This window comes from Flavicella sp. IMCC45668 (assembly GCF_057219105.1).
In genome coordinates this window covers 2564247-2588431 of the sequence record NZ_CM170114.1, presented here as the reverse complement: position 1 = coordinate 2588431, position 24185 = coordinate 2564247, and the positions used below count along the sequence as shown (strand labels likewise).

Sequence of the window (24185 nt, the reverse complement as noted above, 5' to 3'; positions counted from 1 at the left end):
TTAAAATCAGTAAATTTGCATAATTTTTAGATTCAATCGATGATACAATCCATGACTGGTTATGGTAAGGCTGTTTTGCAGTTACCAACCAAAAAAATAACAATTGAAGTAAAATCTCTAAATAGTAAAAATTTAGATTTAAACACCAGAATGCCTTCTTATTACCGTGAAAAGGAATTAGGGATTCGTAAGCAGCTTGCTTCTAGTTTGGTAAGAGGAAAAGTTGATTTTTCTATTTATGTTGAAATGACGGGAGAGGAAACTCAAACAGTGATCAATAAACAGGTAGTAGGTAAGTATATACAAGAATTAAGAGGTTTGTCTGAGGGGACAGATATTCAGTTTTTGGAAATTGCCATGAGGTTGCCAGATGCTTTACAGTCGGTTAGAGAAGAAATCGATGAAACGGAGTGGGAACAAATAGCTGCAGGGATAGATTCTGCAATTGCTGAGATAGTGCAATATAGAAAAGACGAGGCACATTCTTTAGAGGCTGATTTTAGAGAACGAATCAAGAATATTCAAGTAGCTTTAGAAGAAATAGAAAGACTTGATGAAGAACGATTGAATCATGTAAAAGAGCGTTTGAGAAAAGCTATAGATGAATTGAGCGTTACCATTGACGAAAATAGGTTTGAACAAGAGCTTATTTACTATCTAGAAAAATTAGATATCAACGAGGAAAAAGTTCGTTTAGCAAATCACTTAGAATATTTTCTTGAAGAATTAAATAATGAGAAATCTGATGGAAAAAAATTAGGTTTTATTGTACAAGAAATAGGAAGAGAAATCAATACCACTGGTTCTAAATCTAACTACGCGACGATGCAGCAAGTCGTGGTTCAGATGAAGAATGAGTTGGAAAAAATTAAAGAACAAGTATTGAATATTTTATAATTCAAACGGATAAGTAAAAAATAATGGCAAAAGGGAAATTAATTGTTTTTTCGGCACCATCAGGTTCTGGTAAAACTACCATAGTAAGGCATTTGTTAGCAGAAGAGGCATTAGGTTTAGATTTTTCTATTTCAGCTACCTCCAGAGAAGCTAGAGGTCAAGAAGAACATGGGAAAGATTATTATTTTTTAAGTCCAGAAGAGTTTAAAAAGCAAGCAGAAGCAGATGCATTCTTGGAATGGGAAGAGGTGTATACAGACAATTGCTATGGAACCCTAAAATCTGAATTGGATAGAATTTGGAGCATGGGGAAACATGTAGTTTTTGATATAGATGTGATCGGAGGATTGAATATCAAAAAGCAATTTCCTGAAGAAACTTTGGCTGTTTTTGTAAAGCCGCCTTCTGTAGAGGAGATGGAGAAGCGTTTGCGTTTGCGTCAAACAGATAGTGAAGAGAAAATATTAGAGCGTGTTGCAAAAGCAGAGAAAGAAATTAGCTATGCCAAAGATTTTGATGTGATTTTAATCAATGACGATTTGGAGGTTGCTAAAAAAGATGCATTCAATCTTGTAAATAATTTTATTCAAAAGTAAGGGCCATGAATATCGGTTTGTATTTTGGAACATTTAACCCTATTCATGTAGGTCATTTGATTATAGCCAATCATATGGTTGAGAATTCAGATTTAGATGAAGTTTGGATGGTGGTGACACCGCATAACCCATTTAAAAAGAAAGCTACTTTATTAGATAACTATCAAAGATATGAAATGGTGTATCAGGCGGCAGAAGCGTATCCTAAAATTAAACCAACAGATATTGAGTTTCAATTGCCTCAGCCTTCTTATACGATTAACACCCTAGTTCACATTCAAGAAAAGTATCCTAAATATCAATTTAGTTTGATTATGGGAGAGGATAATTTACAGAATCTACATAAATGGAAAAACTATACTGAAATTGTGGAAAATCACAATATCTATGTATATCCTAGAGTGTATGAGCAAAAAAAAGAAGTTTCATTTGATAATAATAGGATTCATAAAATAGATGCTCCTATTGTTGAAATCTCATCAACTCATATTAGAAAATCAATCAAAGCAGGTAAAAATGTAAAGCCTCTATTACCACCAAAAGTATGGGAGTATGTGGAACAAATGAATTTTTATAAAAAATAAATTTTGAGAGCCATACTTATTATATTTGTGTAGCTAAATGAAGACGACAAAGAATAATTTAAAGAAAAAATTAACCAAAAAGTTTAGACTTGTGGTTTTAAATGAGGCTTCTTTTGAAGAGAGGTTTTCGTTTAAATTAACACGTTTGAATGTATTTGTATTTGGTGGACTTTTCAGTATTTTATTGGTCTTAATCACTGTATTTATAATAGCTTTTACACCCATCAAAGAGTATATACCGGGTTATTCTTCAACAGCCTTAAAAAAACAAGCCACTTCTTTGTTTTATAAAGTAGATTCTTTACAGTCGGAGGTAGATGTGCTTACAAAATTTACAGCCGCTATTCGTCCAATTTTAATAGGAGAAGATACGCTAGTAGATGTAACCCTACCTTACAAAAATGTTGAGGTTGACAAAAGTAAGCTTCTTAAATTTCCGGTTAGAAATGATTCTATTGCTGCGCTTATTGAAAGGGTGAGGAAAGAAATGGATAGTACTTATAAGGCATTGTACAAAGGACAAACCGATTTGTTACAGAAAAAACATCAAGAAACGGAAGGTTCTTTGCAGGATTTAAATAAAAAGAATTTAGATCAGTTAAAAGAGGATTATGTACTTACCATTGAAAAACAGCAAGATTCACTTCAGGAATTGAAATTGAATATTCTTTCCTTTACTAAGGAAAATTCAGAATTGAAAAAACAAATAGCCTTAAAGGATATTGAGTCGAAACATAATTTGCAGTCCTTATCTAAAGAAAAACAGGCCTCTATAGCGCTTCAGAATAAAAATGCTGAAAAAGTAAGAAAAGAAGTTAGAGAGTTATTGCAAAAGGAGTACAAAGAAAATGAGGGGAAATTGTTAGCCTCACACCAGAAAGAATTAACTAGTTTAAATGCTTCTTTGTTTGAGAAAGATGCTATTATTGATAGTTTAACTTTTCAAGTTTTAGACCAAAGACAAAAAAAAATTGGCGAAATCGCGGATGAAAAGCCTTTCAAAGAAGTAGATGAAACAGAAGAAAAATTATTGGTTAGATCTTCTAAAGATTCTATTTTTCGAGAGGATGTTGAAAGAGAGGATCGTTATAGTTTGTTTGATTTTGAAACGAGCCGAACCGATGAAGTGGTGTTTTTTGCACCAGTAAAAGGCATTGTTACAGATGGATACAGTGTGAAAGATAAACACTTTGCTGTTGATGTTGCAGTAACCAAAGGAACAGGAGTAAAAGCAGTCGCAGATGGTACAATTGTTTTTGCAGAATGGACAGTAGAAACAGGCTATGTGGTAATAATAGAGCATGCAAATAAATATATATCTGTTTATAAGCATAATGAGGTATTGTATAGAGATCAAGGAGATTTGGTGAAATCTGGAGAAGTGATTTCTATGGCAGGGTCAAGCGGAGAATATAGCACGGGACCGCATTTACATTTTGAAATGTGGTATCAAGGGTATTCCGTAAACCCAATAAATTTTATTGAATTCGAATAAATGAGTATAAAAGCAGCATTTGCAATTCCGTTTGCAAAATTCATTGAGAAGAGAGTATATAGATGGGCTAAAAAGCCTATTGAGACCCAGGAAAAAGTACTTCAGAATTTAATTTCTGGGGCTAAGCATACAGCGTTTGGAAAAGATCATAATTTTGAAAAGATCAAAACTTATGAAGATTTTAAAGCAAATGTTCCTGTAGTGGATTATGAAGGGTTACGTGCTTATGTGGATCGTGTAGTAGAAGGGGAGAGTGATGTTTTGTGGAAAGGAAAGCCATTGTATTTTGCAAAAACTTCAGGGACTACTTCTGGTGCAAAGTATATTCCAATTACAAAAGAGTCTATGCCAACGCATATCAAGGCCGCTAGAAATGCGTTATTGCATTATATTGCACAAACCAATGACGCTTCTTTCGTTGATGGAAAGATGATGTTTTTACAAGGAAGCCCCATCTTAGAAGATAAAAATGGGGTAAGTTTAGGTAGGTTAAGTGGTATTGTAGCACACTATGTGCCTAAATACTTGCAAAAAAATAGAATGCCTAGTTGGGAAACAAATTGTATTGAAGATTGGGATACAAAAGTAAATGCTATTGTTGATGAAACCATCAACGAAGATATGACTGTAATAAGTGGAATTCCATCTTGGGTTCAGATGTACTTTGAGAAGCTACAAGAAAAAACAGGGAAAACTGTGTCAGAGCTTTTTCCAAAATTTAATTTTTTTATTTACGGTGGAGTAAACTTTGAGCCTTATAAAAATAAGTTCGAGGCTTTGATAGGGAAGAAGATTGATTATATTGAATTGTACCCCGCTTCTGAGGGGTTTATTGCCTATCAAGACAGTCAGATTCATAAAGGAATGTTGCTGCAATTAGATAGTGGTATGTTTTATGAATTTATTCCTGCGGATGAGTTTTTTAACGAAAATCCGACACGTCTTTCGTTAAAGGATGTGAAATTAGGGGTAAATTATGTGATTATTTTGAATACTTCGGCTGGATTATGGGGGTATAATATTGGTGATACTGTTGAATTCACAACTTTAAATCCATATAGAATAAGAGTAACAGGACGAATTAAGCATTTTATATCCGCCTTTGGTGAACATGTAATCGGGAAAGAAGTAGAACAAGCTTTAAGAGATGCAATGGAAGGAACTGAAGTTAATATTAGTGAATTTACCGTGGCACCACAGGTAAATCCTGAAAGCGGACTTCCGTATCATCAATGGTTTATTGAGTTTGAAAAAGCTCCGAAAGATTTACAGGTTTTTGCCGACAAAATAGATGCTTCTATGCAATCTCAAAACATATATTATTTTGATCTGATTGAAGGAAAGGTGTTAAGGCCTCTAGAAATTAGTAAGGTTAAAAAAGGTGGTTTCCATGAATACATGAAATCTATTGGTAAGTTTGGAGGCCAAAATAAAATACCACAGTTATCAGATAATAGAAAGGTGGCTGATGTATTAGAGAATTTTGTGGTAGAATAAAAATGAAAAATACAGTTGTAGCTGTTTTATAATATTTAAAAGAATTTAAGATGACACATAATGTAGAGTTAAGTTGGAAAGGAAAAATGCACTTTGAGTCGGAAGGACCAGGTGGAAAAGTGTTGATTGATGGAGCCGAAGAATTTGGAGGTGAAGGGAAAGGAGTTCGTCCGAAAGCAATGATGTTATCTGCTTTAGCAGGTTGTGCAGGGATGGATATATCTTCACTATTAAAAAAAATGCGTGCTGAGGTAGCAGATTTTTCTATTGATGTTGCTGGTGAGTTAACGGATGTTGATCCTAAATTTTACAAAAAAGTACACGTAACTTTTAAGTTTTATGGTAGTGATTTTGCGACCGCTAAAATTGAAAAGGCAGTGAAGTTATCTGTTGAAAAATATTGTGGAGTTATGGAGATGTTTCGTCAGTTTGCTGAGGTTACTGTCTCAACGGAATATATCGAACAATAAATATTTAGGTTCGTTGGGATTTCTAACGACTAAAAATAAAACGAAAACCAATTCTTACTAGGATTGGTTTTTTTATATCTAAGTGAATTTGTAACTTGAGTAAACTCGGGTTTTAAAAGAAAATACTATGCGCTGGAAATTAAAAACAGCTCCAAATTCTGAAAAAGTAACTTCGTTGGCAAAGGCTTTGGGGGTCGCTAGTCCGATTGCTAAATTATTAGTGCAGCGTGGGATTGAAACTTTTGAAGAGGCCAAATGTTTTTTTAGACCTAATCTAGAAGACTTGCATGATCCTTTTTTAATGAAGGATATGGAGCTCGCCGTGGAGCGAATAGAACAGGCTATTCATAATGGTGAAAATATTATGGTTTATGGAGACTACGATGTCGACGGTACTACTTCTGTGGCTTTAATGTCTTCTTATCTTTTGTCAGATTATGAACAAGTGACCACCTATATACCCGATAGGTATAAGGAGGGATACGGGGTGTCGTATATGGGAATAGACTATGCCTCTGATAATGATATTTCATTGATTATTGCTCTGGATTGCGGTATCAAAGCCATCGATAAAGTTGCCTATGCTAAGGAAAAAGGAGTTGATTTTATTATTTGTGATCATCATAGACCGGGAGATTCCATTCCTAAGGCAGTAGCTGTATTAGACCCTAAAAGAAAAGATTGTACTTATCCATATGACGAGTTGTGTGGTTGTGGTGTTGGGTTTAAGTTGATTCAGGCTTTGTCCCAAAGAAAAGGGCAGTCTTTTGATGAGTTAGTACCTTATTTAGATTTAGTGGCAACAGCTATTGCCGCTGATATTGTTCCCATGACAGGTGAAAATAGAATTTTGGCGTTTCAAGGCTTGAAGGTGATTAATTCGAATCCCCGAGCAGGAATTAAAGCAATTATCCAACAGTTGGATAAAAAAGAGTTGACTATTACCGATGTGGTATTTGTAATAGCTCCTAGAATAAATGCAGCCGGAAGAATGAAACATGGTTTGTATGCTGTAGAGTTACTTTCTGAAAAAGATCTAGCTAAAGCTGAGGTGTTTGCTGCAGCTATTGAAACCAATAATGCCGATAGAAAAGAACTAGATAAAAAAATTACAGAAGAAGCACTTGCTCAAATAAGAGAAAATAAGGAAGAAGAATATTATACGAGTGTCGTGTATCAAGAAGATTGGCATAAAGGAGTTATTGGTATCGTCGCTTCCAGAGTGATTGAAACTTATTACCGTCCTACATTGGTTTTTACAAAATCTGGAGATAAGCTAGCAGCTTCAGCAAGATCAGTAAAGGGTTTTGATGTATATGATGCTTTGCATGAGTGTAGTGAGTTTATAGAGCAGTTTGGAGGTCATAAATATGCAGCTGGCTTAACTTTAAGGCCAGAAAAATACGAGCAGTTTAAAGCAAAGTTTGAAGAGGTTGTAAAAAAGAGTATTCCTGAAGAATTAAGAACTCCGGAAGTACAAATAGATAATGAAGTATTCTTGTCTGATATAACGCCTCAGTTTTATCGAATTTTGAGTCAAATGGCTCCTTTTGGACCGCAAAATATGCACCCTGTATTTATGGCAAATGGTTTGAGAGATAACGGTTATGGAAAACCTGTTGGCTCCGATAAGTCGCATTTGAAATTGAATATACTTTCAGGTGCTGATAACAAAACCTATAATGCTATTGGTTTTGGTTTAGGAGATAAATATGAATTGACAAAATCTGGAAATGCTTTTAAGGCAGCTTTTACTGTTGGTGAAAATCATTGGCAAGGGACTACTTCGTTGCAATTGATGTTAAAAGATATTAAAGCAGAGGAATTGTGAATTATCCTTGATAAATTAGTGTTTCTATTTTGTAACTTTGAATTGATCAAATTATTATGGCGCAAAAAACAGCAAAAGAATCTTTAGCAATTACAACAGATTTAGTATTACCAAGTGATACCAATGCACTAAATGGTATGTTTGGTGGTGAATTGTTGGCAAGAGTAGATCGAATTTGTTGTATTTCTGCGCAACGTCATTCTAATGCTATTGCGGTAACCGTTTCTGTAAATCATGTTGTTTTTACAAAGCCGGTTCCTGTTGGAAGTACCGTAACGATTGAATCTAAAGTTTCAAGAGCTTTTGGTTCTTCTATGGAGATCTATGCAGATGTATGGCTAGAAGATAGAATTTCTAGAGAGCGAACAAAGGTGAATGAATGCATTTATACTTTTGTAGCTGTAGACGAAAAAGGGAATAAAATAAAAGTTCCAGAATTGGTTCCTGAAACGAAGTTAGAAAAACAACGATTTACAGCTGCCTTACGTCGTCGACAATTAAGCCTGCTTATGTCTGGAAAAATGAAGCCGAATGAGGCAACAGAGTTAAAGGCTTTGTTTGAATAACGACGCAGAGAAAATCTGAAAAACTAAGTTTATTCTAGCGGTGATCTTCTTTCTTTTAATAGAAAAAAATCACAATTTTAAAAGCCAATAACTAGGATTTTCTGTTTTAGTATCTTTCCAAATTTGGAGCTTTAAAATAGTTTTACCCGTTACTTTATCCGTGTGTATTTCACCAATACTTTGTTGTAGTTTTACTTTATCACCTTTTTGCAATGCTACTGTAGCAAGGTTGCTGTATAAGGAAATATAATTACCATGTTGGATGTAGACTGTTTTGATACCGTTTGAGCTTACTTGAATGGCAAGCACAGTACCTTCAAAAATTGCCTTAGCTCTGGCTTTTTTATTTGTGGCAATATGAATTCCATTACTTTGAATAGTGATTCCTCTTAAAGTCTCATGAGGTATTTTTCCGTATTTTCTAACCACAAGGGCATTGGTAACAGGCCAAGGTAATTTACCTTTGTTTGTAGCGAATTTAGAGGCTAAAATTTTAGCTTCTGGTGTAAGAATAAAATTAGAGGATTTTTTTGATGAGTTTTTCTTGTTTGCTGCAGCAATTGCATCTCTAATTATTTTCTCAATTTGCTTGTCAATTTTTCGCTCTTCATCTTGTTTCTTTTTTATTTGAGCGGTGTATTTTTTCTTTTCAGCAGTAACTTCTTTTGCTAATACTTCCTGTTCTTTTTTCTCTATTTCAATTTTAGCTTGTTCTTCTTTTTGAGCTGCAATTAAATTTTGTTTTTCAATTTTCTGAATTTTTAAATCATCATTGAGTGCTGTTATTTTTTTAGTTTGAGACACAATCTCTTCACCTTGTTCTTTTCTGTACTCTGTGTACTGAGTCATGTATTGGAATCTTTTGTAGGCTTGATGAAAGCTATCTGCAGATAAAATAAATAGCAACCTGCTTTGTATAGACTTGCTTTTATAGGACATGTAAATCATGTCAGCATAATCGTCTTTTAAAACTTGTAGTTCTTTTTCAAGAGTAGCAATTTGATTTTTATTTTTTTTAATCTTTGAATTTAAAACAGATTCTTCTTGATTGATAGTTCTAATCAATCTAGAACGAACAGCGATTTTTCTATTTAAGTTGGCAATATCTTGAAGGATATCTTTTTCTTCTGCTTTAGATTCAAATAGCAGAGAATTCATTTTTTTTATTTCTAATTGTAGTCGAGCTCTTTTTGCTTCTAGAGATTTTTGAGTTGGGGCTTGGGCAGTAACTGAAAAATTGATAAGTAGAAGACAAAAAATAAAAAGAACACGAAACATGAATTTTTTAAGGTTTTTGTTTTTCAAAGCAATAGAGGGTTGACGCAACATTATTTAATGATTCTTTTATAGCCACTTGGTATTTTGTATGGAAAAGTTAATTCTTCATCCAATTTTACAGATTTAAAATCAAAACGAATAGAGGCATTGTTTTTGTCGTCTTTTGCAACAATTTCAACACGTCCAGGAATCGGAGTAGCATCAATTTCAGTATAGTTTGAATATCCTACGGATAAAAATCTGTTGCTTTCAAAAGTACGAATTTCTTGCTTTTCAATTTTATAGTTTAAAGGATGAATCCAAAATAATAAATCAACGAGTTCGTTGCCCTGAACAGGTGATAAAAGATGAGCCTGTTGGTCAATAGAAGCCTGGTAGTTTTTTGGTTTCATTTCAAATAAAGCATCACCCAACAAAAGATTTTGTAGCATAGTGAAATCTAAATTCGCACCTAATAAACGGTTGATCTCTGAAAAATCACCATCAAAATAGGTTTTGTTTATTTTTACATAATAACTAACACGTTCTGGTGTAATCAATGCCTTTGCAACAGGAAAACCAAATACGTTTGCACTCATCCATATTTGCTTGTCTTTTTCAATTTTTAATTTGACGTTTACATTTTGTGATCTGCCTTTTCTATTAAAGTTAAGTTTTAGATCAGCACTCAGCGTGTTTTTATCAAACTTACTTTTTGAGTGATTTTTTAATATCTTTTTTGGAGTTTCGATTTTAATATCTGCTCTGTTGGTAATGGTTTTACCACCGCCACAAGACATTAAAAAAAAGGGAATGATAAACAGAAAATGCTGTAGTTTCATGATTAAAACTTAAGAATATTATTGTTGTAAATGCTAATTGGGGCAAGATACAATTTTATGAAGTTTGACTTTCTTTTTATTTCATAAAAGTTCCTTAACCTTATAAATTACTCCATCATTTCTAAAACTTTTGTAAGTTCTTTTCTTTTGATCGTGTTAAAAATACTGTTCAGAATTTTTTCTTTAGTGTCGTATACAAAAGGGTCTATTTTAATGGTTCTGCTCGTTATGTATAGTTTTTGATTTGATACACTATTTAGCTTCGTATTCACTAGGAAAGAGGTTGCATCAACGGGATTGATTTCTATCCATAATTTATATGATAGGTCAGACTTTTTTAAGGGTTTGTAAATTCCTTTTTTATCAAAAAAACTCGCTGTTTTGAGTGATATTCTTTGTAGGTCTAAGGCCCTGTTTTTTGTGGTTAATTTTACATCAATAAATGGTTGGGTGACCTCAATTTTAAAAGAAGCGTTTATAGGTTTGGGTACAGAATTTGTTAATATTTTTCTAAGGATGAGGTCTGTAGTAAGTTGTTTTAAAATTTCTTTACCATCTATTGTAACAGTTAATGTTTCTTGTTGGTTTTTACTAGCAACGATTGTTGGTAATACTGTGATTTCTCCTTGTTTTCGGGTGAATAATTGTTTAGACTTTTCTAAAGTGAAAGAAGTAGATATAGTATAAGGAAAATGTTCTATGGCGCCGTATGAATCATGGGTCAAAATAGCAACAGGTTTCATGTTATTCAATTGGTCTCCTCTAGCTACTTTTATTGTTTGGATGTTTTTTGTAACCTCTAAATTTTTAAATAGAGAATGAAGTTCATCTATATTAGCTATGGTGAGATCAATATTTTCGCCGTTGTTTTTTGTGAAAATTGTTTTTTCTCCCCAATATGGTTTTAAGGTCTCAAGTGATTTTACAAAAAACGAAGTAGCATCATAAATATCTTTTTTATCTAATTTAATTTGTGCGGCTTTAAAAAATCCATAGGCTTTTTCTAAGGTTGTGTTTTTTCTTTTTATTCTAAGTTCTTCATACTTTGTTTTAGAAATTTCAATTAAATTCCAATAGTAATCCTCGTTTTCGTAAGTTTTAGAAATAGTATAGCCTTCTATGAATTTGGAACTCTCAATTTTCTGCTTATTCATGTAAAAGTCACTTTTTTCATTATCAATATCAAATTGATATAAAAGAGAATTTGTATTTACATTTACAGAAATGTGTTCTGCTAAATCAGCAAGTGCTTGTCTTTCTGCCGTTTTTATATATCTGTCGGGGAATCCCGACTTTGCCGCTTTACCAACACCATAATAAGTAAGTTCGTTTTGCGGTTTTTGTTTTACCCATATGGGTAGGTCTTCAAACTGTTGTGCTGCTTTTCTTGAGCTGCCACAGCTAGATAAGATACCTAATAGAAGTATAAAAGAAAGTTTTATAATTTTAATTTGGGTCATAGTCAGCAATTGGTTGAGTGAAATCATTGCTCATCTTTTTTAAGAGATCGTTGTATAAAACTGAGGAAGATTTTAAAGATGATCTAGTTTTGAAATAAGATTGTAATTGTCTTACATCTGATGAATAATCTCTAATTTTATCTGAAATATGGGCCTTGTTTTGGTGCTCCCAATACCCAGGGACCAATTGTTCGTAGTCTCCATTATAGCGCATGTATTGTATTTGATCAGATATTTGATCTCTCAATACTTTGTTGATAAGTACACTTCTGTCTATGGTAGAGATAAGTTTATATTCTAGGTTGATACTTGCTTGTTCTGATTGACTATAGAGATTTGTTGTGATCTTATTGTATGCAATCTTTGTTTTGGTGTCTCCGGCTTCGTCTTTGTAAGAGGTTTTAACTTTTTGGTAAGCTTTGTAAGGCTCACTTGTAAGTCGCGATTTGTGAAACGAAACATTGTCAATATTTAATGAAAACAAGGCTTTTGCTCCAGATTTTTTCGCGAGATTTAGTTGTGTGTCCAAAGGCTGTCCTGCTTTTAAAGAAGGAACTTCAATGATTTTATAAAAAGGAGAAGGAATCTCGTTAAGATTTGAAATAAAATATTGTCTAAATTCTTGTTTAGTTTTACTGTAATTTCTGTTTGCAACAAGGGGCCTGATAGCGATTTTTATGGTAGCTTTTTCTAACGCCTCATTTTTTAATTGCAAGGCATCTTTGTAGTCATTTTGTTTTAAAATGTCATTAAATTGATAATATGCCTTTCTGTTAGCATTTGTCTCTAAGTATTTTATACCATCTAGATAAAGGGGCTCTAAAGTTGCTTTTTTCAATTGGTATTTAGCATCTTTGAAAATTTCATTAAAGTGAACAATTTCATTAAAAATTGTTTTTGCAGCATTGAAATTCTCCAGAGTTAAATATTGTATGCCTTTGTTGTATTGTTTTTCCAAATAATGGTCAAGTGCTTCGTTGTAATATACACTATAATCATTTAGTTTCTGAAGTTTAACATCAACTCTATTTGCTTTTGCTTTTAGTTGTTCTGCATCATCGTAAAGATAAATAGCCGATTTGTAATCTGCGTTTTTAAAGGCAGTGTAAAACTCTTCATAAATGTTATCTAAAACAATTTGTGTGTTTTTTTTGTATCCAACAATAGCATCAACGTTGTTGTTGTCAATTTGTAAGGATTTATAATAATAGTCAGAAGCCTGTTCAAAAGCTCCGTGTTGTTCGAATTGATAAGCTTGTTTTCTTAGTTTTTTGGCTTTACATGAAACCAAGAGAACCGCTGCCATCAATAGGTATAGGCAGTTTTTCATAGAGAGATGCTTTTTTAAAAAAAATCACAATAAAATAGTGGAACTCTCTTATTGTGATTTTAGTATTAGGATTAGAAAAGCTTATTTGTTTTTGCTTAGCGCGTCTTCAAAATTTTTCTTGAATTTTTCGTAGTTGTAGTCAATTTTTAGAACTTCATCCTGAGAAATTTTAGCACTTAAAGGTTTGATCAAAGCATCAACCTCTATTTCGTAGGCTAAATAAGAACGATATTTTCCATCTTTAGTTTTTGTAAGTTTTTCACATGATGTAGTGTAGTTACTTAATTCAACATCCACAACCTCTCTTGTTAAAGCTTCAAAACGTTTAGAGATATTTTCTCCGTCTTGTGTTCCTGTAGAGTTTTGATAGTTATCTACCACAGATTGAATTGTGGTTTGAACCTTACCTGCTAATTCTTGTAAGGTATTGTTTTTTGCTTTCTTTTTTGCGATGGTCATATCTTGACTCTCTCCCATTGAGCTAGCTCGGATGTATTTTTTGTCTGATCTAAAATCTTCTCCAGAGCAAGGAATAATTATTTCTTCTTCTCCTGGTCCAGCAGAAACTGTTTGCTGTTTAGATTTACATGCTGTAAAGTTTATTGCTAAAGCAATAATCAAAAGGGTTTGTGTAATTTTTTTCATGTTTTTCATAATTTTTTATTTGTTGATTGTATTTTCAAGAACTGTACCATGTTTTTTAAAATTTTCTTAAAAAATGTTTGGAGTGGCTTTTCGAAAATGTTTTTAAATATGCAAGTTGTTTAAATTCAGAGCAGTATGTTGCGTGTCTTTTTTTTAGCAATTTACATTTTTTTTTAAGTCCTTTTATAGGTTTTTACGCTTTTGGAATCGATAAAATTAGTTTTTGAGTATAAGTTGATGTTGGGTTTTGGTAAATTTCATCTGCATCTCCAAGTTCTTCAATTTTACCTTTATTCATTACAACAAGTTGATCGGACATATATTTTACTACAGAAAGATCATGTGAAATAAAGATATAGGTAAATCCAAAATCTTTTTTCAAATCGTTTAGTAGGTTTAATACCTGTGCTTGCACAGATACATCTAAGGCAGATACAGATTCATCACAAATAATTAGTTTAGGTTGTAGAGCTATGGTTCTAGCAATTCCAATACGTTGTCTTTGCCCTCCAGAGAATTCATGTGGATAGCGATTGAAATGCTCTGGCAGCAGCCCCACTTTTTCTAGAATCGATAGTACTTTTTCTTTTCGTTCTTTATGATTTTTATAAAGCTTATGAACTTTCATAGGTTCTAAGATGGCTTCTCCTACTGTTATTCTTGGGTTCAAGGAAGAGAAAGGGTCTTGAAAAATGATTTGAATATCCTTTCTTAGTTTTTTTATGTCTTTTTTAGAGAGTTGGGTTAGGTCTTTTCCTTGGTACAAAACCGATCCAGAAGTTGCCTTTTCTAAATGCATTAAAGTTCTTCCTAGTGTAGATTTACCGCAGCCAGACTCTCCAACCAAACCAAGAGTTTCTCCGGGGTATAATTTAAACGACACATTGTTTACGGCTTTGACATAAGTGTCTTTTTGAAACCACCATTTTTTATTTCCTAGATAATATTTTTTTAGATCGATGATTTCTAAAAGTGGTTTTTGAGCATAGGTTGATTCATGGAAAAGTGCTCTCTCTTCTGATGAATATATTTCTGTTTCTACGGTGTTTTCAATAAAATCTTTTACAGAAGGAAGTTTTTTTAAGCGGACCTCAATACTTGGTTTCGATTGAATAAGCGCTTTTGTATAATTGTTTTGAGGATTTTTAAATATCGCATTAGCATTACCTTGTTCTACAATATTTCCTTGATACATTACCACAACCCGATCGCAAATTTCTGAAACTAAAGAAAGATCATGAGAGATAAATAAAATGCTCATCCCTGTTTCTTGTTGTAGTTCTTTTAAAAGAGAGATAATGTTTTTTTGAACCGTAACATCCAATGCCGTTGTTGGTTCGTCAGCAATTAATAATTTTGGTTTGCAGGCTATTGCCATGGCAATCATAACACGTTGCATTTGTCCACCGGAAATTTGATGTGGATACAAATCAAACATTTCCGTTGCTCTTGGCAGTTTTACTTTTTCAAACAAACGAACGACTTCTGCTCGTCCTTCTTTTTTAGAAATTTTTTGATGTTGTTGTAAAATTTCTATGACTTGAGCACCACAGGTAATGCTTGGGTTTAGAGAACTCATGGGTTCTTGAAAAATCATCGAAATTTCAGAGCCTCTAAGAGCTCTAAATTCTTTTTCTCTTAAGCTTAACAAATTTTCATTTTCAAAAAGAATTTCTCCTTCTAAAAAGCTGTTTTTTTTATCTAATAACCCTAAAATGGCTAATGATGAAATTGATTTACCACTACCAGACTCTCCTACAATTCCTACAATTTCATTTTCTTGAATTTGAAAATCAATACCATGAACCATTTCGTTTCGTTCATTTTTTGAAGGAAAGGAGATTTTTAGGTTTTTGACTTCCAGTAGATTGTTTTTTGTCATCTTGTTCATTTGCCCTCTAAATAGGTGCTGTTTTAGTGGAGTGTTTTTCTTTTTTAAGAAAGATAAAAGTACCTAAAAAAAGTGGTTTTCTATTTTATTTTAATTTGTAAAATTTTTGAAATGTATCTTTTTACTGGATAGTATTAATATTGCCTTGAGTCTCTGTATCTTTGCCAACCTAATAGCAAAGACTTCATGAATTACCTATCTGTAGAAAATATCTCCAAAGCTTATGGAGAGCGCGTATTGTTTGATAAATTATCTTTTGGAATTAATAAAGATCAAAAAATTGCCTTTGTTGCAAAAAACGGTACAGGAAAAACATCCATCTTAAACATTATTGCAGGAAGAGATACCTCTGATACAGGTCAGGTGGTAATCCGAAAGGATATTCAAGTTGCTTATTTGGCTCAGGATGATAAGTTTGATCCGAAGCTGACGATAGAAGAGGTGATTTTTGCCTCAGAAAATCCGGTTTTAAAAGTAATTCAACAATATGAAAATGCTTTAGAAAACCCAGAAGATACCGATGCTTATCAAAAAGCTTTTGATTTAATGGATCAGTATAATGCATGGGATTTTGAAACGCAATACAAACAAATTTTATCTAAGTTGAAATTTGATGATATTCATCAAAAGATAGAAGGTTTGTCAGGAGGTCAAAAAAAGCGTTTGGGCCTGGCAACAGTATTGATTAATAAACCAGATCTGTTGATTTTAGATGAGCCAACCAATCACCTAGATTTAGAGATGATTGAGTGGTTGGAGTCCTTTTTTGCGAAAGAAAAAATCACCTTGTTTATGGTAACCCATGATCGTTACTTTTTAGAGCGTGTTTGTAACGAAATTATTGAATTGGATGGAGGGGAATTGTATAGTTACAAAGGAAATTATTCTTACTATCTTCAGAAAAAAGAGGAGCGAATTGCCTTAGCACAAGTAGTACAAGAAAAAGCGAAGAATTTATTCAAAAAAGAGTTGGATTGGATGCGAAGACAGCCGAAGGCGAGAACCACAAAATCTAAATCTAGAATTGATGATTTTTTTGAGATTAAGAAAAAAGCACACAATAGAAGAATAGAGCACAAAGTGCAGCTTGAGATTAATATGGAGCGTTTGGGAAGTAAAATTCTTGAAATGCATAAAGTGTATAAGTCCTATGGCGACTTAAAAATTATGGATGGTTTTGAGTATGTTTTTAAAAGAGGAGAGCGTATTGGGATTATCGGTAAAAATGGAACTGGTAAGTCGAGTTTTCTAAATTTAATTACTCAGAAAGAGCCTGTGGATCAAGGTAAAATAATTTTGGGTGAAACTGTAAAATATGGTTATTATACGCAAAGTGGAATTACCGTTAAAGAAGGTCAGAAAGTAATTGAGGTTATCAAAGAGTTTGGAGAATATATTCCGTTGGCAAAAGGGAATAAAATTTCTGCAAGTCAACTTTTAGAACGTTTTTTATTCGATAGAAAACGTCAGTATGATTTCGTAGAAAAATTAAGTGGAGGAGAACGCAAGCGATTGTTTTTATGTGCTGTGTTGATTCAGAATCCTAATTTTTTGATTTTGGATGAGCCTACAAATGATTTAGATATTGTAACCTTAAATGTTTTGGAAGCTTTTTTACTAGATTTTCCAGGGAACTTATTAGTCGTTTCTCACGATCGATATTTTATGGATAAAATAGTAGATTCTTTATTTGTTTTTAGAGGAGAAGGAGTGGTTGAGAATTTTCCAGGTAATTACTCTGATTATAGAGCTTACGAAGATTCTAAACCAAAAGAGACAAAAGAGGTCAAGGTTAAGGTAGAAATAGCCCAGCCAAAAGAAAAAGAGGTTTCAAAACCAAAAGTAAAATTGAGCTATAATGAAAAACGTGAATTTGGTACTTTGGAATCAGATATAGCAAAACTAGAAAAGCAAAAAGAAAAAATAGAAGCTCAATTTGCTAATGGAGAAGTTGCACCGAATGAGGTAAATGAAATTTCGATTAAGCTTCAAAAAATTATTGACGAGATTGAGCAAAAAGAAGAGCGTTGGTTTGATTTGTCTGCAAAAATGGAGGGTTAAACCTTTATTTTTTTAGAGCTCAAAAATAATTTATAAGATTCTTGTTTTTAGGGTTCTAATTTACTAAATTAGTTATCCGCCCCCTATTATACGTTAGTTTAAAAAAATTAATGTTATGAAAAAGGGTGTTCTAAAAATATGGGTATTGAGCTTTATGCTAAGTTGTTTTAGTATAGCAAGTTCTAGTGCACAAAGTCAAGGTTTGGTTTCTATCTCTTTGGATCCTAAAATGGCAATTGAAGGGCCTTATGAAACGAGTGAGCATGGTGAATTGGATATGACCATACGTGTCGCTTGTCATCACTTAAGATATGAAATAGGTGCTTTTACTGAGTTGTTTCCTGCTATTGAATACTATGGTTTTGGATTGTTTTTTAAATATAAATTTTTACTAGAAAAAGATCCCAAGAAATTTCATAGATGGGTTTTGCCTGTTGGTGCTGATGTTGGTTTCATAAAAAGAAATCAGGATTTTGAAGAAAAAGTTCTGATGTTTAATTTTGCGATCGATAGTAGTATTAGATTTTTTATGACTAAAAATATCGGTTTAGAGTTAGGTGTCAATTATAGGTATAGAAGTGATTTAGAGGAGATTTATCAAGACAACTTTCAAATGCGCTATAATGTATATTCAGGTTTGGTATTTGTGTGGAATTGAAAGAAGGTTAATTTCCAAAAGAGGGGTAGGGTAATGTTAAAGTGACTTGTTATATATATAACCTATTGTATTTAACTAAATTATTACTACCATGAGAAAACTTTTTTATTCAATTCTGTTTTTGTTTTTGCCTTTTTTTGTTGCCTGTTCTGATGCTCTTGTTGAAGAAGAACAACAGGAGGTTGTTATAGAAGAGGAGGAGGAAGAGGAAACAGAAGATCCGGTAAATGATGTTCAAACAGACCATCCAAATATTTTGTTAATCATTGCTGATGATGTTAGTGTTGATGCGACTCCGAACTATTTGGAGGATTTGAACGCAGTAAAACCAGAGATGCCTAACCTCGAAAAGTTGATGGATAATGGTTTGGTTTTCGACAATGCATGGGCTTATGCTAGATGTTCACCTACGAGAGCTTCTATCATTACAGGGAAGCATGGTGTTCAAAATGGCATTAAGGCGCCTGGAGGAAATGTATCTTTGTCAAGTTCTCATAAATCGTTGCAATCTTATATCAATGAAAATACAAGCAATGCTTACGCAACGGCAGTTTTTGGAAAATGGCATCTAGGGCACGATGTAGATCATCCTACAAGCGTTACAAACGTGGGTACTTTTAGTGGAAATTTATCTTCAGGCGTTCCTGATTATTGGTCGTATGATCTAATAGAAAATGAAATTCTTACAACGCTATCGTCTACCACGGATGCTGAGCGAATGGAAAATTATTCAACAACAAAATATACGCAACTTGCAATGGATTGGCGTGATGAACAAACCAAGCCTTGGTTTATTTGGTTAGCCTATAATGCTGCGCATAGTCCTATCCATATGCCAGATGATTATTTGATTTCTGAGGCTTCACAGTCTAGAGCTGGTACCAGTTTAAATATGTATTTAGCAATGTTAGAGGCTATGGATTATGAAATGGGAAGGTTTATAGACTCAATGTCTGAAGAAGAAAAAGAAAATACCATCATTATATATATTGGAGATAACGGTACTCCAATAAGAGTATCTCAATACGCAGATAAAACCAAACATTGTAAAGGTTCTATTTATCAAGGGGGGGTCAATGTGCCATTTGTAGTTTCTGGTTTAGGGACGCGTTTAGGCCGTGAGTCTGAAGCGTTGGTGCATACAGTAGATTTGTACGCAACTATTGCAGAATTGGCTGGGGTAGATGTTTCTGAAATTAACCAGAGTAAAAGTATAAAAAGCTTGTTGAAAGATGCGAATGCTACTTCGAAAGAATATATCTATACGGAGGTTCCTGGAGATGGGAATGATAATGGTCACTATGCCGTAAGAAATGCTACTTATAAGTTGATTTATGAAATAGATACAGATGTAAAAGAATTATACGATTTGTCTGCCGATCCATATGAAGCAACGAATTTGTTATCAGGAGACTTGTCGACTACTCAGCAAGAAAATTATAACAATCTTTTATCGGAAGGGAAGAGAGTAAGAGGGGAGTAGATAGAGAAAATAGTTCATAAAAAAAGTACCCTCAGCTTGTCGAAGGGTACTTTTTGTTTTTTTATAAATGAAAAAAGTGTACTATTCTTTTTCTTTTTTCAACATAGCATCCCAGCCTTGTGCTGTCAGTTCTAGTTTTTGATTTGCTCTTGTTACTAGATTGATTCCGTCATTCTGGTCTGTCATATGACCTATAATAGAGAAGTGTGGGTTTCCTTTTATTTTTTCAAAATCATCTTGCGATATGGTGAATAATAGTTCGTAGTCTTCTCCCCCATTCAAAGCAATCATTGTGCTGTCCATGTTAAACTCTTCTGCTGTAGAGATAACTTGTGGGTCTAGTGGTAATTTGTCTTCGAATACATTTGCTCCTACTTGAGAGTTTTTACATAAGTGTATTACCTCAGAAGATAAACCGTCACTAATGTCGATCATACTAGTTGGTGAAATATTTAATTCACGTAAAAGTTTAGGAACATCTTTTCGTGCTTCTGGTTTTAGTTGTCTTTCTACCAGGTACGTGTATTGATCTAAATCTGGTTGAGCGTTTGGATTCACTTCAAAAACTTTACGTTCTCTTTCTAAAACTTGTAAGCCTAAGTAGGCAGCACCTAAATCTCCAGAAACAACTAATAAATCATTAGGTTTTGCTCCGTTTCTATAAACGATATCTTTTTGTTCTGCTGTACCAAGTGCTGTTACACTAATAAGCAAGCCTGTTTGAGAGGAGGTGGTGTCACCTCCAATTAAATCTACATTGTAAGTGTTACATGCCAATTGAATTCCTGCATATAATTCTTCCAAAGCCTCAAGAGGGAACCTGTTAGAAACTGCAATGGAAACGGTAATTTGTTTTGCTTCACCGTTCATAGCATATACGTCAGATAAATTTACCATTACTGATTTGTATCCTAGGTGTTTCAATGGCATGTACATTAAATTGAAATGTACTCCTTCCACAAGTAAATCTGTTGTAACAAGTGTTTTAAGTCCTTTGTGGTTTAAAACTGCAGCATCATCTCCAACTCCTTTCTCCGTAGAGTCTTGAGCGATTTTGAAATGTTCAGTCAAGTGATTGATCAAACCAAATTCTCCTAATTCAGCTAAGCTTGTTTTGTTTGGTGTTTTATCTTCTAACATTATTCTTGAATTTCGAATTGCAAAAATCTTTCTTTTTTCTGAGTTTACCCAATTTTATGTCATAAATGAATGTTATACTACCTTTTATTGATTGCTAAATACGGTGTTTTGTGTTGTTAGAATTTATCTCTAAATTGAAATGAAATTACAAAACTTGTTTTGTGATAGAGTTAATTCCCCCAAAAAAATAAAATATGAAAATCTTATTTAAGTTTAGTCTGATCTTATGTGTAGTGTTCTTTTTTTCTAATTCGAGTTTTGGTCAGGCAGAAAAAGGCTTTAGAACCTCCTTGTTGTATGATGTTAAAATGAAGGCCGTAGGTCCTTATGAGACAAGTGAGACTGGAGAGTGGAATTTGTTGTTTCGTTTTGCCTACAAACATAAAAATTTGGAGTATCATTTTTTTCTAGAAAATTTCAAGGCAATAAGTTATGGTGCTATTGGTGTGGGGGTAAACTATTTGTTGTGTTTCGAGGATTCTAAAAATAGATTCAATAGGTGGGAGATTGCAGCAGGGCCTGGCGTAGGAATTATTGTAAGAAGAGAATTGGGTGTTGAAGAGCCTTTTTTTGAATTAAATGGAGAATTTCGATATTTTTTCACAAAAAAATGGGGTGCTACATTGTTAGGAAACATGAAACATAGATCTGACTTGGTAGAACGTTATGGTGAAGAGGATCCTTGGCGCTTAAGTGGTTTTGTTGGGGTGATGTACAGATGGTAGGCCTGTTTTTTTAGGGAGTAGATGCGAATTTACATGACACATTTTTTTTCTTTTTACTGTAAGGAGCATGTATAAATAACCTCTATTAACACATAAAGAAATACAGGTTAGATTTGTTCTAAATACAGGATACATGTTGTATCTTTGCAAACACTTAATAAAGTAAGGAGTTTAATTATGATAAAAGTTTCAGACATAGCAAAAAAGAAAGTTATCGAATTGATGACGGATGATGGGTATGATTCTGCTACAGATTTTGTTCGTGTAGGTGTTAAAAGTGGAGGTTGCTCAGGTTTGTCCTACGATCTTGATTTTGACAAGAACTCTAGTGAAGAAGATAAGATTTTTGAAGACAATGGAGTTAAAATTATTGTTGATAAAAAGAGTTTTCTATATCTAGTAGGTACTACTTTAGAATATTCTGGTGGATTGAATGGAACCGGTTTTGTTTTTAACAATCCAAATGCAAGTAGAACTTGTGGATGTGGAGAGTCGTTTTCTCTTTAATTTATTAACTCTTTTAATTTTAAATTAATTATGTCAAAGTATACTGAAGACGACTTAAAAAAAGAACTGGAAACTCAAGAGTATGAGTACGGTTTTTATACAGATATAGAGTCGGATACCTTTCCTAAAGGATTGAATGAAGATGTTGTTCGTGCAATTTCTAAAAAGAAAAATGAGCCAGAATGGATGACTGAATGGCGTTTAGATGCTTTTAGAATTTGGGAACAAATGGAAGAGCCTGAATGGGCAAACGTAAATTATGAAAAACCTAATTTTCAAGAAATAAGTTATTATTCTGCACCTAAAAAAGCAGATCCAAATAAGACTTTAGATGATGTAGATCCTGATTTATTAGAGATGTACAAAAAATTAGGAATTTCAGTTGATGAGCAAAAGAAACTGCAAGGAGTAGCAGTAGATATTGTTGTAGATTCAGTTTCTGTAGCAACTACTTTTAAAAAGACTTTAGCAGAGAAAGGGATTATTTTTATGCCAATTTCTGAAGCAATTCAAGAACATCCTGAATTGGTGAAAAAGTATATGGGGACAGTAGTTCCAAAAACGGATAACTTTTATGCAGCATTAAATTCAGCAGTCTTTACTGATGGATCTTTCTGTTATATTCCTAAAGGAGTAAAGTGTCCAATGGAATTGTCTACATATTTTAGAATTAACGAAGGGGGTACAGGTCAGTTTGAGCGTACGTTGTTGATTGCAGATGAAAGTAGTTATGTAAGTTATTTAGAAGGTTGTACAGCTCCTGCAAGAGATGAAAACCAATTGCATGCTGCAGTTGTAGAGTTGATTGCGATGGATGATGCAGAAATAAAATATTCTACTGTCCAAAACTGGTTCCCTGGGGACAAAGAAGGTACAGGTGGAGTTTATAATTTTGTGACAAAAAGAGGAATTTGCGAGAAAAATGCAAAGATTTCTTGGACGCAAGTTGAAACAGGTTCTGCAGTAACATGGAAATATCCATCTTGCATCCTTAAAGGAAATAATTCCGTAGGTGAGTTTTATTCGATTGCTGTTACAAACAATTTCCAACAAGCAGATACTGGTACAAAGATGATTCACCTTGGGAAAAATACCAAGAGTACAATCATTTCAAAAGGTATCTCTGCAGGGAAATCTCAAAATAGTTACCGAGGATTGGTGCAAATCAATGCAAGGGCAGAAAATGCACGTAACTTCTCTCAATGTGATTCATTGTTGATGGGAGATCAATGTGGAGCACATACTTTCCCGTATATAGAAGCTAAAAATACGACAGCTCAAGTAGAGCATGAGGCAACTACAAGTAAAATTGGAGAAGATCAATTGTTCTATTGTAATCAAAGAGGGATCGATACTGAAAAAGCTATTGCGTTAATCGTAAATGGTTTTAGTAAAGATGTTTTGAATAAGTTACCAATGGAGTTTGCTGTTGAAGCTCAAAAATTATTAGAAATTAGTTTAGAAGGATCCGTAGGATAAAAAAATATTACGATGTTAAAAATAGAAAATCTACAAGCTAAAATAGAAGATAAAGATATCCTTAAGGGATTAAATATCGAAGTAAAAGCAGGTGAAGTACATGCTATTATGGGGCCAAACGGTGCCGGTAAAAGTACGATGGCTTCTGTAATTGCAGGAAAAGAAGAGTACGAAGTAACAGGGGGTTCAATTGAATTGAACGGTGAAGACATTAGTGAAATGGCTCCTGAAGAAAGAGCTCATGCAGGTGTGTTTTTATCTTTTCAATACCCAGTAGAGATTCCTGGTGTTACGGTTACTAACTTTATCAAATCTTCTATCAATGAATCAAGAAAAGCGCAGGGGTTAGAAGAAATGCCGGCGAAAGATTTATTGAAAAAAATTCGTGAAAAATCTGAATTGTTAGAAATTGATAGAAAATTCTTATCTCGTTCATTGAATGAAGGATTCTCAGGAGGTGAAAAGAAAAGAAATGAGATTTTTCAAATGGCTATGTTAGAGCCTAAATTAGCGATTTTAGATGAGACTGATTCTGGATTGGATATTGATGCTTTGCGTATTGTAGCGAATGGAGTAAATAAATTAAAATCCAAAGACAATGCTGTAATTGTAATTACGCATTACCAACGTTTGTTAGATTATATCGTTCCTGATTTTGTTCATGTATTATACGACGGAAAAATCGTGAAATCTGGTACTAAAGAATTGGCTTTAGAATTAGAAGAAAAGGGATACGACTGGATCAAAGAAGAGTTGAACGCATAATTTCAA

At 33.4% G+C, this 24185-nt stretch carries 22 protein-coding genes; 15 read left to right on the top strand and 7 right to left on the bottom strand.

The window, feature by feature from the left end:
• Positions 1 to 39: 39 nt before the first annotated feature.
• The 8 genes from AC2DZ0_RS10640 (at position 40) to AC2DZ0_RS10605 (ending at position 7936) form a co-directional block, all read left to right on the top strand.
• Positions 40 to 897, top strand: a complete 858-nt coding sequence (locus tag AC2DZ0_RS10640) for a YicC family protein (RefSeq protein WP_484490037.1) — start codon at positions 40 to 42, stop codon at positions 895 to 897.
• Positions 898 to 920: 23 nt separating this feature from the next.
• Complete coding sequence (gene gmk / locus AC2DZ0_RS10635; RefSeq protein WP_484641722.1) at positions 921 to 1493, top strand: guanylate kinase; 573 nt, start codon at positions 921 to 923, stop codon at positions 1491 to 1493.
• 5 nt (positions 1494 to 1498) lie between these two features.
• Positions 1499 to 2077, top strand: a complete 579-nt coding sequence (nadD, locus tag AC2DZ0_RS10630) for a nicotinate (nicotinamide) nucleotide adenylyltransferase (protein ID WP_484490035.1) — start codon at positions 1499 to 1501, stop codon at positions 2075 to 2077.
• 37 nt (positions 2078 to 2114) lie between these two features.
• Positions 2115 to 3572: a murein hydrolase activator EnvC family protein gene (locus tag AC2DZ0_RS10625; RefSeq protein ID WP_484490034.1), complete on the top strand. Its 1458-nt coding sequence runs from the start codon at positions 2115 to 2117 to the stop codon at positions 3570 to 3572.
• The gene (locus AC2DZ0_RS10620) at positions 3573 to 5069 is read left to right on the top strand and encodes a GH3 auxin-responsive promoter family protein (protein ID WP_484490033.1); all 1497 of its coding nucleotides are present in this window, start codon (positions 3573 to 3575) and stop codon (positions 5067 to 5069) included.
• Between the two features lie 50 nt (positions 5070 to 5119).
• Positions 5120 to 5539 (top strand): OsmC family protein, encoded by a 420-nt coding sequence (locus AC2DZ0_RS10615; protein WP_484490032.1) that lies wholly within the window; start codon positions 5120 to 5122, stop codon positions 5537 to 5539.
• A 127-nt stretch (positions 5540 to 5666) separates the two neighbouring features.
• Positions 5667 to 7370, top strand: coding sequence for a single-stranded-DNA-specific exonuclease RecJ (recJ, locus tag AC2DZ0_RS10610; protein ID WP_484641721.1), 1704 nt, complete (start codon positions 5667 to 5669; stop codon positions 7368 to 7370).
• Between the two features lie 56 nt (positions 7371 to 7426).
• On the top strand, positions 7427 to 7936 hold the full coding sequence (locus AC2DZ0_RS10605) for an acyl-CoA thioesterase (protein WP_484641720.1): 510 nt from the start codon (positions 7427 to 7429) through the stop codon (positions 7934 to 7936).
• 69 nt (positions 7937 to 8005) lie between these two features.
• Here the strand turns inward: AC2DZ0_RS10605 and AC2DZ0_RS10600 are convergent, their stop codons facing one another.
• The 6 genes from AC2DZ0_RS10600 to AC2DZ0_RS10575 all read right to left on the bottom strand — a co-directional run bounded on the left by AC2DZ0_RS10600 (position 8006) and on the right by AC2DZ0_RS10575 (position 15352).
• Positions 8006 to 9094 carry a murein hydrolase activator EnvC family protein gene (locus tag AC2DZ0_RS10600; RefSeq protein WP_484641718.1) on the bottom strand — a complete coding sequence of 363 codons (1089 nt, stop codon included), beginning with the start codon at positions 9092 to 9094 and terminating at the stop codon, positions 8006 to 8008.
• A 170-nt stretch (positions 9095 to 9264) separates the two neighbouring features.
• Positions 9265 to 10035 (bottom strand): lipoprotein insertase outer membrane protein LolB1, encoded by a 771-nt coding sequence (gene lolB1 / locus AC2DZ0_RS10595; RefSeq protein ID WP_484641717.1) that lies wholly within the window; start codon positions 10033 to 10035, stop codon positions 9265 to 9267.
• Between the two features lie 107 nt (positions 10036 to 10142).
• A complete protein-coding gene (locus tag AC2DZ0_RS10590; RefSeq protein ID WP_484641716.1) occupies positions 10143 to 11495 on the bottom strand; it encodes an LPP20 family lipoprotein in 1353 nt (450 codons plus the stop codon).
• Positions 11482 to 12825, bottom strand: a complete 1344-nt coding sequence (locus AC2DZ0_RS10585; protein ID WP_484641715.1) for a hypothetical protein — start codon at positions 12823 to 12825, stop codon at positions 11482 to 11484. The genes AC2DZ0_RS10590 and AC2DZ0_RS10585 overlap by 14 nt, the downstream gene beginning before the upstream one ends.
• An 81-nt stretch (positions 12826 to 12906) precedes the next feature.
• Positions 12907 to 13470, bottom strand: a complete 564-nt coding sequence (locus AC2DZ0_RS10580) for a hypothetical protein (RefSeq protein WP_484641713.1) — start codon at positions 13468 to 13470, stop codon at positions 12907 to 12909.
• Between the two features lie 193 nt (positions 13471 to 13663).
• Positions 13664 to 15352, bottom strand: coding sequence for an ABC transporter ATP-binding protein (locus AC2DZ0_RS10575; protein WP_484641711.1), 1689 nt, complete (start codon positions 15350 to 15352; stop codon positions 13664 to 13666).
• Positions 15353 to 15547: 195 nt separating this feature from the next.
• On the opposite strand from AC2DZ0_RS10575, the gene AC2DZ0_RS10570 reads away from it, so the two are divergent.
• The 3 genes from AC2DZ0_RS10570 to AC2DZ0_RS10560 all read left to right on the top strand — a co-directional run bounded on the left by AC2DZ0_RS10570 (position 15548) and on the right by AC2DZ0_RS10560 (position 19563).
• On the top strand, positions 15548 to 17422 hold the full coding sequence (locus AC2DZ0_RS10570; protein ID WP_484641710.1) for an ABC-F family ATP-binding cassette domain-containing protein: 1875 nt from the start codon (positions 15548 to 15550) through the stop codon (positions 17420 to 17422).
• Positions 17423 to 17537: 115 nt separating this feature from the next.
• Complete coding sequence (locus tag AC2DZ0_RS10565; RefSeq protein WP_484641709.1) at positions 17538 to 18080, top strand: hypothetical protein; 543 nt, start codon at positions 17538 to 17540, stop codon at positions 18078 to 18080.
• Positions 18081 to 18171: 91 nt separating this feature from the next.
• On the top strand, positions 18172 to 19563 hold the full coding sequence (locus AC2DZ0_RS10560) for a sulfatase-like hydrolase/transferase (protein ID WP_484641708.1): 1392 nt from the start codon (positions 18172 to 18174) through the stop codon (positions 19561 to 19563).
• Between the two features lie 81 nt (positions 19564 to 19644).
• Here the strand turns inward: AC2DZ0_RS10560 and thiL are convergent, their stop codons facing one another.
• Positions 19645 to 20703, bottom strand: coding sequence for a thiamine-phosphate kinase (gene thiL / locus AC2DZ0_RS10555; RefSeq protein ID WP_484641706.1), 1059 nt, complete (start codon positions 20701 to 20703; stop codon positions 19645 to 19647).
• A gap of 194 nt (positions 20704 to 20897) precedes the next feature.
• On the opposite strand from thiL, the gene AC2DZ0_RS10550 reads away from it, so the two are divergent.
• From AC2DZ0_RS10550 to sufC, 4 genes are all read left to right on the top strand, one after another.
• The gene (locus AC2DZ0_RS10550; RefSeq protein ID WP_484641705.1) at positions 20898 to 21428 is read left to right on the top strand and encodes a hypothetical protein; all 531 of its coding nucleotides are present in this window, start codon (positions 20898 to 20900) and stop codon (positions 21426 to 21428) included.
• A 177-nt stretch (positions 21429 to 21605) separates the two neighbouring features.
• Positions 21606 to 21935, top strand: a complete 330-nt coding sequence (locus tag AC2DZ0_RS10545) for a HesB/IscA family protein (protein ID WP_484641704.1) — start codon at positions 21606 to 21608, stop codon at positions 21933 to 21935.
• A gap of 30 nt (positions 21936 to 21965) precedes the next feature.
• Positions 21966 to 23414 (top strand): Fe-S cluster assembly protein SufB, encoded by a 1449-nt coding sequence (gene sufB / locus AC2DZ0_RS10540; RefSeq protein WP_484490018.1) that lies wholly within the window; start codon positions 21966 to 21968, stop codon positions 23412 to 23414.
• Between the two features lie 12 nt (positions 23415 to 23426).
• Positions 23427 to 24179, top strand: coding sequence for a Fe-S cluster assembly ATPase SufC (gene sufC, locus AC2DZ0_RS10535; RefSeq protein WP_484641703.1), 753 nt, complete (start codon positions 23427 to 23429; stop codon positions 24177 to 24179).
• Positions 24180 to 24185: the final 6 nt, after the last annotated feature.